This window comes from Streptomyces sp. NRRL F-5727, assembly GCF_000719555.1.
GTDB lineage: Bacteria > Actinomycetota > Actinomycetes > Streptomycetales > Streptomycetaceae > Streptomyces.
In genome coordinates, this window is the sequence record NZ_JOGX01000023.1 from 69,693 (window position 1) to 81,265 (window position 11,573).

Sequence of the window (11,573 nt, forward strand, 5' to 3'; positions counted from 1 at the left end):
CGGTGAAGAGGCACTGTCCACGGGAGAGGCATCCCCGGTCTTGCGCAAGCAGCTGCGCTCCCACGTCCTGTCCGAGCAGATCAGCACCGAGGGGACAGCTGACTACACCTACGACCCGGCTGCGCTGCGCCGTGGCCTCTCGCTCGCCCGGCTCGGGCAGTTGGCCCGCACTCCGCGTGAGCGCCGCACGAAGCCGGGGCCGTTGCCGGACATCGCCCAGGCGTACGCCGACCTCGCCGCGCGGGCGGACGAACCGGAGGCACGGATCGAACTGTTGGCGATCTCGGCGACGATGTGGAGTCTGGCCGGCTTCCAAGCCAACGCCACCGCCGTCGCCCGCACCTTCCAACAGGAAGTCGGGGAGCTGTTCTCCTACGGGGACATGCCCGATACCGACGGGCTGACCATGGCCGCCCCGTACCGGATCGCCGAGGCCGCCGGCGCGGTTCTGCGCCGCGACATCGACGCCGCCTCCCGGCTCGGCGCCTCCGCGGCGAGCGAACTGCCTCGCCTTGGCCGCGCACTCACCGCCGCGCTCGCCGCGGGCCGGGCCGATCAGGCGGACCTTGCTGTGCTGGCCGCCTACGGCCTGGTCGGCCGTTCGGCGCGTTCCCTGGCCATCCTATGGCGTACCGGCGATCGCACGGCCGGGCGCGCCGCGATCAGTGACCTGAAGCAGGCCGCGGCCATCCTCCTCCAGGCCTCCGTCGTGGACACCTGGACCCTGGTGGACTCCCTCGCCCACGCCGTCGAGGACATCGTCGCGACCTCCCCGTGGCGCCTGCTGCGTCGCGCCTCCAGCTGGTCGAGGACCTGGGAGCGCTACCTCAAGGCCCTGATCGTCTCCGGCCGTCCGCTCACCCAGGTGTGGCCCTCCCAGCGCACCGCCCTGGATGCCGGCCTCCTCGACGCCCGTGCCCACAACCTCACGGTCACGATGCCCACCTCCGCGGGCAAGACCCACATCGCCGAATGGGCCATCCTCCACGCCCTCTCCGACACCGGCGAGGCCGACGAGAGCCCCTTCGGGCTGTGCCTGCGCTACATGGACCCGCCGCTGGCGGTCTATGTGGTGCCCACCCGCGCGCTGGCTGCCCAGGTCGAACGGCACCTCGCCGCCAGCCTCGAACTCGTCGGCCTGCGCGTCTCCTCCCTCTTCGGCGGCGCCGAACACGTCCGCTACGAGAACCAACTCCTGGACTACACCGACGTCCTCGTCGTCACCATCGAGAAGCTCGACCTGCTGCTGCGCAACACCCCCGAACTTGCCAGCCGGCTGCGCCTGGTCCTTGTCGACGAAGGACACTCCATCGACCGGTCCGCCCGCGGGCTACGCCTGGAGATGGTCCTCACCCGGATCCGCCGCACCACCCCCTCGGCGCGAATTGTCCTGCTGTCCGCGGTCCTGCCCAACGGCGAGGACATCGCCCGCTGGCTGGAGCCCACCGCCGAGGGCACCAACCACGCTGAGATCGACTGGTCGCCCTCCCAGCTGCGCACCGGGGTGTTCTCCTGGCAGGGGCAGGAGAAGGACGGGCAGACAGGCAGCATCCAGTACGGCACCGCCCAGGGCAGGGACTTCTTCGTGCCCAAGGTGCTCACCCGCCGCCTCACCCGCACCCGGCTGTCCCCGCGCGATGCCAAGGACGTCGCGGCCGCGCTGGCGCTGCACTTCGAACGCCTTGGTCCGGTACTGATCTCCACGACACAGCCGTCTTACGCGCGGGCCGCCGCAGGCGCCCTGCAAACGGCACTGCGGAAGACCGACAACCTCGTACTCGGCATGGACTGCACCGATATCGGGCAACGGCGGAGGCTGAGTGATCAGCGCCTGGCGCTCTCGGAAAAGATCGCCGAGCTCCTCGGCGAGGAGCACGAGCTCACCACGATGGTGATCCAGGGCATCGCCTACCACCACGGCACCATCCCCCAGCCCGTCCGACACCTGCTGGAGCGCGCCTACCGCGACGGGGCATTGCGCGTGCTGTGCGCCACCAGCACCCTCTCCCAAGGCATGAACCTGCCGGTCAAGACCGTGCTGGTGCACAGCACCTGGCGCAACCAAGAGCAGATCGGCGTCCGCGAGTTCTGGAACGCCGCTGGCCGCGCCGGTAGGGCGTTCCAGGAGACCGAGGGCCACGTCGTCCTCATCGCCAAGGACGCGGAGGACGCCCGAAAGCTTCGGCGCCGCTACCTCGACAAGGGCAACATCGAACCGGTCCTGTCCACCATCGGCGCGCTCTACCACCGCCTCGCCAGCACGAGACTGGGCGCTCGCCCTGCCCCCGGACAGAACCTGACAGACCTCGAGCTTCCCGACCCAGAGCAGGAAGACCTGACCGACTGGGCACAGGTCCTGGACCTCCAGCTCCTGACGATGCTCGCCGAAGAAGTCGTCGACACCCCCGACCAGCAGCTGCTGGAAGACGCGGCACACGACCTGCTCGCGCACACCCTGGGCGGCCACCAGATCGGCGCCCAGGACTGGTCCCTCAAACCGCTCGCCCAGTTCACCGCCCGCCGCGTCACCGCTCTCGCCCGTCAGCTCCCCGACCCGGCCGCCCGCGCGGCGATCCTGCGTACAGGGCTGAGCCTGCAAGGGGGCCTCGACGCGATCACCGCCGCCGAGCAGCTCGCGAACACCCTCACCGAGCACCCCGGTCTCCTCGACCCCGCGACATGGCCCGCCCTGCGCGACACCGTCCTGACCGCCGCCACCAAGATCCAGGAACTCCGCCGGAGCGCCACCGCCAAGGACCGGCCGATCGGAGCGATCGTCCCTCTCGCCGGTGACTGGATCGCCGGCTGGACGCACCGGGAGATCCACAGCCACTACCAGCTACTCCTCGCCGCCAAGGACATCACGGTCACCTCGGACTACATCGACAAGGTGATCACCCAGGACCTGGCCTGGGCCGTCTCCTCGATCCTGCAGATCCTGGAGACCCGCCACGGCATCACACCCGAAGGCCCCCTCGCTGCTCTGCCAGCCATGCTCAAGTACGGCGTCGATACCGCCCCCGCCTGCTACGCCGCCAGCCTGGGCATCACCCAGCGCAGCGCGGCCATCGACCTGGCCGCGCGCTGCCCTGTTCCCGAGCCGTCCTTCTCTGACTTCACCGGCTGGCTCGGCAACCTGACCACCGACGAGATCACTGCCATCGCCGCCCCCAATGTCGCGGCCCTGCTCATCCGCAGCGCCGAGCGGCGCAGCCCCCGCACCGTTCAAAAGATCATCCTCAGCGGCCGGGGCACATTCACTACCCCCCTACGCGGCGTCCGGCACACCTACAGCGACGGGTACCTAGCCGGGTTGTCCACAGGAACCGTCCTCGACCTCGTCCGCGACCACGACAACCCAGCGGACCCCAACGCCATCCGGGTCGAGCACAACGGGCTCCATCTCGGATGGATCGCCAAAGACACCGCCCGCCCCCTCGCACTCGCCCTCGACGGCCGGCCCTCCCCCGTGGTCACGGCCATCCTGAGCACCGATACCCACGCCCTCGCCGAAACCGGCGGCACCGAGCAGTTGGCCTCCCACGACCAAGTCGAGCTCACCATCATCGTCGGCTCCAGGTCATAGCAGCTACGGACCTGGTCGTGGGCTTCGGCTACGGCGTCAGCTCAGATAGACCGCCCAGCAGTTCAACGGGCCACGATGCGCGTTCGGACTACAACCTGCAGCGATCCCTTTGAAGTCGGCAACGGCCTGAACTGCCCAGGGGCTGCTGCACGCCCTCCGCGTGGCGCACCATCCACAGCTCGCAGCACGCCCTCGCGCCCTTCGGGGGAGAGACGCTCCAACATGCGCACGACCTCAGCAAGGTCGTCCCCGATCGACATCACCGCTCGCCCGCAAGGTCCAAATCGCCACTTCGCGCCTCGCCAACGACCTCGGCGGGCTGAGGGCGACGCCACGGATGAGCAATAGGCTGAGACACCCCACGCCACCAAGCATCCGTGGGCAGCTTCCCTGCGGGCTCGAACGGCTCGCCGGGGCGGGGGAACGCCACCGCCTGGCCGGCCTCCTCTGCCTCGTACTTCGTCCACTCCCCCGGCTCCGCCCAGGCGTGCGGGGCGAGGTTGAAGGTGGCCCAGTGGATCGGCAGCAGCACCCCGCCCGGACCACCTCCCTGCAGGTCAAGGTGCGCCTGCACCCCCTTCGCGGGCGACATGTGAATGTCTGGCCACGCCCCAGGCAGCGGCGTATAGTCCGTGTGGTTCTTGGGCCAGAAGCCGTTCTTGATTCTTGGAGTCAACAGAGGCTCAGCGCCCTCGTCGGCGCGTGCCGATCCACCGTTCCACTTCCCCTTGCGCGCTCCCGTGAACGCCCGTCCGATCCGACCCGTCGCGAGGCGACCGCCGGATACAGTGCGCGGGACAGCGGCCCGGTCGGGGAGGCAGGCGTGACCGACACCAGCGACATCCATCCCGTCGAGGGTGAGGCGCCCGTGCGGCGGCAGAGCCGGCTGCACCGCCTGATGCGTTACGCCCTCTGGTCGCCCGCGTCCTTCTGTGGGCCGTGCCCTGCTGGGTAATCCTGAAGGGCTCCACGCCCCACTCGGCCACCGACCATTACCTCACCTGTCAGGTCCCCGAGCCCGGAAGCGCGTGAGCACCCCATGAACAGCCGGACCCCCCGCCCCACAGCCCGCATCCTCGGCGGCAACCACGAGCTCGTCGTCGACAGTCTGTCGCTGGACGAGGACTCGTTCACCGTCCGTTACACGGTCAGGCCGCCCCTCCCCGAGGGGCAGGAAGGCGGGTCGCCCGTCCTGCTGGCGCTGGAGGCACGTGACGACGTCGGCAACGAGTACACCGACTGGGGCGGGGCGTACGGCCTGAGCGAGGACGGCGGTCACACGGACGGCGCGATCACCGGCCGGCCGGCCGTCGCCCAGTCCGCGCGTGTCCTCACGGTCCGCCTCACGTTCCTGCGGGAAGGGCGGGAATACCCCTGCGACCTGCCGCTTCAAGTGCCGGGCACCCGACCGGACTCCGACTGACACGACCAGGCCCTCCACCGGCCTCATGTCGTCTTCTCCGGGGAGACAGCCGGACGTGACGGGGAGGGTCCGTGCGGCGTACGCAGGCCGAGGACCATGGTCAGCCCGCCCCCAGGAGTGTCCTCCGCCGTCACCGTGCCACCCATCGCCTCCAGGAAGCCGCGCGCCACGGCGAGGCCGAGGCCGACGCCCTCCCCGCGTGGGGCGTCGCCGTACCGCTGGAAGGCGCCGAAGATGCGGTCCTTGGCCTCGTCGGGGACGCCGGGACCGCGGTCGACGACACGGAGTTCGACGCGGTCGGCCAGGGCGCTCGCCGCGACGAGGACCGGTTCTCCGGGCGGGCTGTACTTGACGGCGTTCTCGACGATGTTGGCGACGGCCCGTTCCAGCAGGCCGCGGTCGACGGCGACCATCGGGAGCGTCTCGGGGATGTCCAGTTCGACGCTGTCCTCGGGAACGCCGAGCAGGGCCATCGGGACGACCTCGTCGAGGTCGGTTTCCCTGATCACGGCCGTGACGGTGCCGGTCTCCAGGCGGGACACGTCGAGGAGATTGCCGACGAGGTGGTCCAGCCGGTCGGCGCCGTCCTCGATGGTCGCGAGGAGTTCTGCCCGGTCCTCGTCCGACCACTCCACGTCGTCCGCACGCAGGGAGGAGACCGACGCCTTGATGCCGGCGAGCGGAGTACGCAGATCGTGGCTGACCGCGGCGAGCAGCGAGGTGCGGATCTTGTTGCCCTCGGCGAGCTTGCGGGCTTCCTCGGCCTGGTCCACGAGGCGTTGGCGGTCGAGGACGACGGCGGCCTGAGCGGCGAAGGCGCCGAGGACGCGCCGGTCCTCGGCCGGCAGGACGCGGCCGGTCAGGGCGAGGGTCAGGTGGTCGCCGACGGGCATGTCCACGTCGGCGTCTTCGGGGCGACCGATGGTGGGGTGGCCGACGGCGGTGACGCACGACCACGGTTCGGTGTCCTCGCCGCGTTCCAGGAGCGCCACCGATTCCATGGAGAAGGTCTCGCGGAGCCGTTCGAGCAGGGCATCAAGACTGGTCTCGCCGCGCAGGACGCTGCCCGCGAGGAAGGAGAGCGTCTCCGCCTCCGCACGCAGCCGGGCCGCCTGATGGGTGCGGCGGGCGGCGACGTCCACGACCGAGGCGACCGAGATCGCGACTCCGACGAAGATCACCAAGGCGACGATGTTGCGCGGGTCGGCGATCGTGAGCTGGTGGAGCGGCGGGGTGAAGTACCAGTTGAGCAGGAGCGATCCGACGGCCGCGGACGCCAGGGCGGGTCTGAGGCCGCCGAGGAGGGCCGCGGCCACGGTCAGGGTCAGGAAGAGCAGAACGTCGTTGGCCAGGCCGACGTCGGGCAGGGCGCTGCTCAGGAGCAGGGTGAGCAGGACGGGTCCGGCGAGGCCGACGGCCCAGCCCCACAGGGTGCGGGACCGGCCGAGCCTCGTCCGGCCGGCGGTGGGCAGGCCGCGGCCCTTGGCGGCTTCGTCGTGGGTGACGATGTGGACGTCGAGGTCGGGGCCGGAGTCGCGGGCGACGGTGGCGCTGACGCCGGGCCCGAAGGCGTACTGCCACGTCCGGCGACGGCTGACGCCGAGGACGATCTGGGTGGCGTTGACGCCTCGGGCGAATTCGAGCAGGCCGGTGGGGACGTCGTCGCCGACGACGTGGTGGAAGGTGCCGCCGAGGTCCTCGACGAGTGTCCGTTGGAGTGCCAGTTCCTTCGGCGAGGCGGTGGTGAGCCCGTCGCTGCGGGAGATGTAGACGGCGAGGACCTCTCCGCCCGCTCCCTTCTCGGCGAGGCGGACGGCGCGCCGGATGAGGGTGCGTCCCTCGGGGCCGCCGGTGAGGCCGACGACGATCCGCTCGCGGGAACCCCAGATCTTCGAGACCCGGTGCTCGGTCCGGTACTCCTGCAGGTATTCGTCGACCCGGTCCGCGGTCCACAGCAGGGCCAGTTCGCGCAGGGCGGTGAGGTTGCCGGGGCGGAAGTAGTTGGAGAGGGCCGCGTCGACCTTGTCGGGCTTGTAGACGTTGCCGTGTGCCATGCGGCGGCGCAGCGCCTGCGGCGACATGTCGACCAGCTCGATCTGGTCGGCCCGGCGGACGACCTCGTCGGGGACCGTCTCCTTCTGACGTACGCCGGTGATCGCCTCGACGACGTCCCCGAGGGACTCCAGGTGCTGGATGTTGACCGTGGATATGACGTCGATGCCCGCCGCGAGGAGCTCCTCGACGTCCTGCCAGCGCTTGGGGTTGCGGGATCCGGGGACGTTGGTGTGCGCGAGCTCGTCGACGAGGGCGACGGCCGGGCGGCGGGCGAGGACCGCGTCGACGTCCATCTCGGTGAAGACGGTGTCCCGGTACGCGATCTCCTTGCGCGGCATAGTCTCCAGGCCGTGCAGCATCACCTCCGTACGCGGCCGGTGGTGGTGTTCGACGAAGGCGACGACGCAGTCGGTGCCGCGTTCGACCCGGCGGTGGGCCTCCGAGAGCATGGCGTACGTCTTGCCGACGCCGGGTGCCGCGCCGAGGTAGATGCGGAACTTTCCACGTCCCATGGTGATGTGCGCTGCCGTTCTCGTGCGGTGGTGTCTGGAGGGGGTCAGGGTTCGAAGCGGTAGCCCATGCCGGGCTCGGTGACGAGGTGACGGGGGTGCGCCGGGTCCGATTCCAGCTTGCGCCGGAGCTGGGCCATGTACACCCGGAGGTAGTTGGTCTTGGTGCCGGAGCTGGGTCCCCAGACCTCGGTGAGGAGGCGCCGCTGGCTGATGAGGACGCCCGGGTTGCAGACGAGGATCTCCAGGAGGTGCCACTCGGTCGGCGTCAGCCGTACGTCACGGTCCTGCCGCCGGACCTTCTTGGCCACGAGGTCGACGGTGAACGACTCGGCCGTGACCAGACTCGTCGTGAGCGGTCGGCTGGACGCCTCTTCGGTGCGCCGGGTCGCCGCCCGCACGCGGGCGAGCAGCTCGTCCATGCTGAACGGTTTCGTCATGTAGTCGTCGGCACCGGAGTCGAGCGCTCGGACCTTGTCCTCGGAACCGCTGCGCGCGGAGAGCACGAGCACCGGGGCCCTGCTCCATCCCCGGAGCGCCTTGATGACGTCGACTCCGTCCATGTCGGGCAGGCCGAGGTCGAGCAGGATCATGTCCGGCCGCTCCGAGGCCACCAGGCGCAGCGCCGTGGCGCCGTCGGGTGCGGCGTCCACGGAGTACTTCCGCGCCTGCAGGTTGATCACCAGTGCGCGTGCGAGCTGCGCGTCGTCCTCGACGACCAGCACCCGGGTCATCGGTGCTGCCCCTCCTGTCGTGGTTCGGTATGCGGCGGAAGCCGGCGGGCCGTGGGTGGTCCATGGCCGCGCCGGCTCCGCTGTCGTTCGGTTAAGCCCATCAGCCCTTGGCCACCAGGTCCTTGAGAGCGATGTTGAGCTTCAGGACGTTGACGCGGGGTTCGCCGATGAAGCCGAGGATCCGGTCGTCGGTGTGCTCGGCGACCAGCCTCTCGACCGTCGCGACGTCGAGCCCGTTGCGTGCGGCGACGCGGTGGACCTGGAGCCTGGCGTACTCCGGGGAGATGTGCGGGTCGAGACCGGAGCCGGAGGAGGTGACGGCGTCGGCGGGCACGTCCGACGGCTTCACCTGGTAGTCGGCTGTGGAGTTGTCCTTGACGACGGCGGCCTTGGCGTCCTTGACCCACTTGATCAGGTCCTCGTTGTCGCCGGAGCGGTTGGTGGCGCCGGAGAGGATGATCGAGTACTGGGTGTTGACGGAGTTGGTGCCGAGGCCGTTGGAGGGGCGGGGCTGGAACCAGCGCAGGTCGGGGGCCGGGGTCTCCTCGCCGTCCTTGAGCGGCAGGGTGTAGGTCTGGCCGATGAGCTCGGAGCCGACGACCTTCCCGCTCGCGTCCTCGATCTCGGAGCCGTTCGCCCTGCCGGGCATGGTGAGCTGGGCGATGCCGGTGACGGCGAGCGGGTAAAGGACGCCGCAGACGAGGGTGAGGACGAGGAGGGCGCGCAGGCCCGCCCACAGGACACGGCCGGTGTTCGCCGCTGAGTTGTTCATCGTGGTCAGCCGATTCCGGGGATGAGGGAGATGAGGACGTCGATGATCTTGATGCCGATGAACGGGGCGATCAGGCCGCCGAGTCCGTAGATCCCGAGGTTGCGCCGCAGCATCGAGTCGGCGCTCGCCGGGCGGTAGCGCACACCCTTCAGCGCCAGCGGGACGAGGGCGATGATGATCAGGGCGTTGAAGATGACCGCGGACAGGATCGCGGACTCCGGCGAGGCCAGGCCCATGATGTTGAGCTTGTCCAGCGACGGGTAGGCGACCGCGAACATGGCCGGGATGATCGCGAAGTACTTCGCCACGTCGTTGGCGATCGAGAAGGTGGTCAGGGCGCCCCGGGTGATGAGGAGTTGCTTGCCGATCTCGACGATCTCGATGAGCTTGGTCGGGTCGGAGTCGAGGTCGACCATGTTGCCGGCCTCCTTCGCGGCCGACGTGCCGGTGTTCATCGCCACGCCGACGTCCGCCTGCGCGAGCGCCGGGGCGTCGTTGGTGCCGTCGCCGGTCATCGCGACGAGCTTGCCGCCCGCCTGCTCGCGCTTGATGAGGGCCATCTTGTCCTCGGGGGTGGCCTCGGCGAGGAAGTCGTCGACCCCGGCCTCCTCGGCGATCGCCTTCGCGGTCAGCGGGTTGTCGCCCGTGATCATGATCGTCTTGATGCCCATGCGGCGCAGTTCGTCGAACCGCTCCCGCATGCCCTCCTTGACGACGTCCTTCAGGTGGATGACGCCGAGAACCCGCGCACCCTTGTCGTCGCACACCGCGACGAGCAGCGGGGTGCCGCCGGCCTGGGAGATCCGGTCCGTGAGCGCCTGCGCGTCCTCGGCAACGCTGCCGCCCTGCTCCTTCACCCACGCGACGACCGAACCGGTCGCTCCCTTGCGGACCTTGCGTCCGTCCACGTCGACGCCGGACATGCGGGTCTGGGCGGTGAACTCGATCCAGACCGCTTCGGACAGTTCGCCCTGGTGGCGTTCGCGCAGGCCGTACTTCTCCTTGGCGAGGACGACGATCGAGCGGCCTTCGGGCGTCTCGTCGGCGAGCGAGGAGAGCTGGGCGGCGTCGGCCACCTCGGCCTCGGTGGTTCCGCGTACGGGGACGAACTCCGACGCCTGGCGGTTGCCAAGGGTGATGGTGCCGGTCTTGTCGAGCAGCAGCGTCGACACGTCGCCGGCGGCCTCGACCGCGCGGCCCGACATGGCCAGGACGTTGCGCTGGACGAGCCGGTCCATGCCCGCGATGCCGATCGCGGAGAGCAGCGCACCGATGGTGGTCGGGATCAGGCAGACCAGCAGCGCCGTGAGGACGATGAGGGAGGTCTGGTCGTCGGCGCCCGCGTAGATCGCGAACGGCTTCAGTGTCACGACCGCGAGCAGGAAGACGATGGTGAGGGACGCCAGCAGGATGTTGAGGGCGATCTCGTTCGGGGTCTTCTGCCGGGCCGCGCCCTCGACCAGGTTGATCATCCGGTCGATGAAGGTCTCGCCGGGCTTCGTCGTGATCTTGATGACGATCCGGTCGGAGAGCACCTTCGTGCCGCCCGTGACCGCGCAGCGGTCGCCGCCGGACTCGCGGATCACGGGGGCGGACTCGCCGGTGATCGCGGACTCGTCGACGCTCGCGACGCCCTCGACGACGTCGCCGTCGCCGGGGATGACGTCCCCGGCTTCGCAGACCACGAGGTCGCCGACGCGCAGCTCGGTGCCGGCGACCTCTTCCTCACCCTTGCCGTCCCGGGTGAGACGGCGGGCGACGGTGTCGGTCTTGGCCTTGCGCAGCGTGTCGGCCTGCGCCTTGCCGCGGCCCTCGGCCACCGCCTCCGCGAGGTTGGCGAAGATCGTGGTCAGCCACAGCCAGACGGTGATGGCCCAGCCGAACCAGTCGCCCGGGTTCTTGATCGCCAGCGCGGTCGTGACCACCGAGCCGACCAGCACGACGAACATCACCGGCGACTTGATCATCACGCGCGGGTCGAGCTTCTTGATCGCGTCCGGGAAAGAGGCGATCAACTGCTTCGGATCGAAGAGGCCGCCGCCGACCCGGCCGGCCGACGGGTGCCCGCCGGACAGGTCGCCGTGTGGTGCTTTCGTCGAGGGGACGGAGGTGGACATGTCGTCCTCGTGCTTCTTTACGTCGATGGTCATGCCGCGAGCCCTTCGGCGAGCGGTCCCAGCGCGAGGGCCGGGAAGTAGGTGAGACCGGTGATGATCATGATCGTGCCGACGAGCAGGCCGGTGAACAGCGGCTTCTCGGTCCGCAGCGTGCCCGCGGTCTCGGGGACGGGCTGCTGCTCGGCGAGCGAGCCGGCCAGCGCGAGGACGAACACCATGGGCAGGAACCGGCCGAGCAGCATCGCGATGCCGATGGTCGAGTTGAACCACTGGGTGTCCGCGTTCAGGCCGGCGAAGGCCGAGCCGTTGTTGTTGGCGCCCGAGGTGTAGGCGTACAGGATCTCGGAGAAGCCGTGCGCGCCGGAGTTCGTCATCGA

7 protein-coding genes and 2 pseudogenes are annotated in these 11,573 nt (G+C 69.9%); 3 read left to right on the forward strand and 6 right to left on the reverse strand.

Going from position 1 to position 11,573, the window contains the following annotated elements; all coding sequences use genetic code 11:
* The first annotated feature begins 40 nt into the window (after positions 1-40).
* Positions 41-3,586, forward strand: coding sequence for a DEAD/DEAH box helicase (locus tag IF73_RS0117805; RefSeq protein WP_031008971.1), 3,546 nt, complete (start codon positions 41-43; stop codon positions 3,584-3,586).
* 259 nt (positions 3,587-3,845) lie between these two features.
* Here the strand turns inward: IF73_RS0117805 and IF73_RS42010 are convergent.
* Positions 3,846-4,193, reverse strand: a pseudogene (locus IF73_RS42010) (MBL fold metallo-hydrolase); the annotation flags it as partial.
* A 216-nt stretch (positions 4,194-4,409) separates the two neighbouring features.
* Between IF73_RS42010 and IF73_RS42850 the strand changes: the two are divergent.
* Positions 4,410-4,546 (forward strand): annotated as a pseudogene (locus IF73_RS42850) (metallophosphoesterase); the annotation flags it as partial.
* 79 nt (positions 4,547-4,625) lie between these two features.
* Entirely contained in the window at positions 4,626-5,009 is a 384-nt protein-coding gene (locus IF73_RS0117815; protein ID WP_031008975.1) for a hypothetical protein, read from the forward strand.
* Between the two features lie 23 nt (positions 5,010-5,032).
* Here IF73_RS0117815 and IF73_RS0117820 read toward each other — a convergent pair whose 3' ends face one another.
* The 5 genes from IF73_RS0117820 to IF73_RS0117840 all read right to left on the reverse strand — a co-directional run.
* Complete coding sequence (locus IF73_RS0117820; protein ID WP_031008977.1) at positions 5,033-7,576, reverse strand: sensor histidine kinase; 2,544 nt, start codon at positions 7,574-7,576, stop codon at positions 5,033-5,035.
* A gap of 44 nt (positions 7,577-7,620) precedes the next feature.
* A complete protein-coding gene (locus IF73_RS0117825) occupies positions 7,621-8,307 on the reverse strand; it encodes a response regulator (protein WP_031008980.1) in 687 nt (228 codons plus the stop codon).
* A gap of 100 nt (positions 8,308-8,407) precedes the next feature.
* Positions 8,408-9,079 (reverse strand): potassium-transporting ATPase subunit C, encoded by a 672-nt coding sequence (locus IF73_RS0117830; RefSeq protein WP_031008990.1) that lies wholly within the window; start codon positions 9,077-9,079, stop codon positions 8,408-8,410.
* A gap of 5 nt (positions 9,080-9,084) precedes the next feature.
* Entirely contained in the window at positions 9,085-11,229 is a 2,145-nt protein-coding gene (gene kdpB / locus IF73_RS0117835; protein WP_037879528.1) for a potassium-transporting ATPase subunit KdpB, read from the reverse strand.
* Positions 11,226-11,573 (reverse strand): potassium-transporting ATPase subunit KdpA (locus tag IF73_RS0117840; RefSeq protein WP_199806665.1); only part of this gene is annotated, 348 nt, incomplete at its 5' end. The genes IF73_RS0117840 and kdpB, both read right to left, overlap by 4 nt.

Excerpts from the sequence above, each read along its gene's own strand:
- IF73_RS0117815 (WP_031008975.1), top strand. The coding sequence starts at position 4,626 with ATGAACAGCCGGACCCCCCGCCCCACAGCCCGCATCCTCGGCGGCAAC.
- IF73_RS0117820 (WP_031008977.1), bottom strand. The coding sequence starts at position 7,576 with ATGGGACGTGGAAAGTTCCGCATCTACCTCGGCGCGGCACCCGGCGTC.
- IF73_RS0117825 (WP_031008980.1), bottom strand. The coding sequence starts at position 8,307 with ATGACCCGGGTGCTGGTCGTCGAGGACGACGCGCAGCTCGCACGCGCA.
- IF73_RS0117830 (WP_031008990.1), bottom strand. The coding sequence starts at position 9,079 with ATGAACAACTCAGCGGCGAACACCGGCCGTGTCCTGTGGGCGGGCCTG.
- kdpB (WP_037879528.1), bottom strand. The coding sequence starts at position 11,229 with ATGACCATCGACGTAAAGAAGCACGAGGACGACATGTCCACCTCCGTC.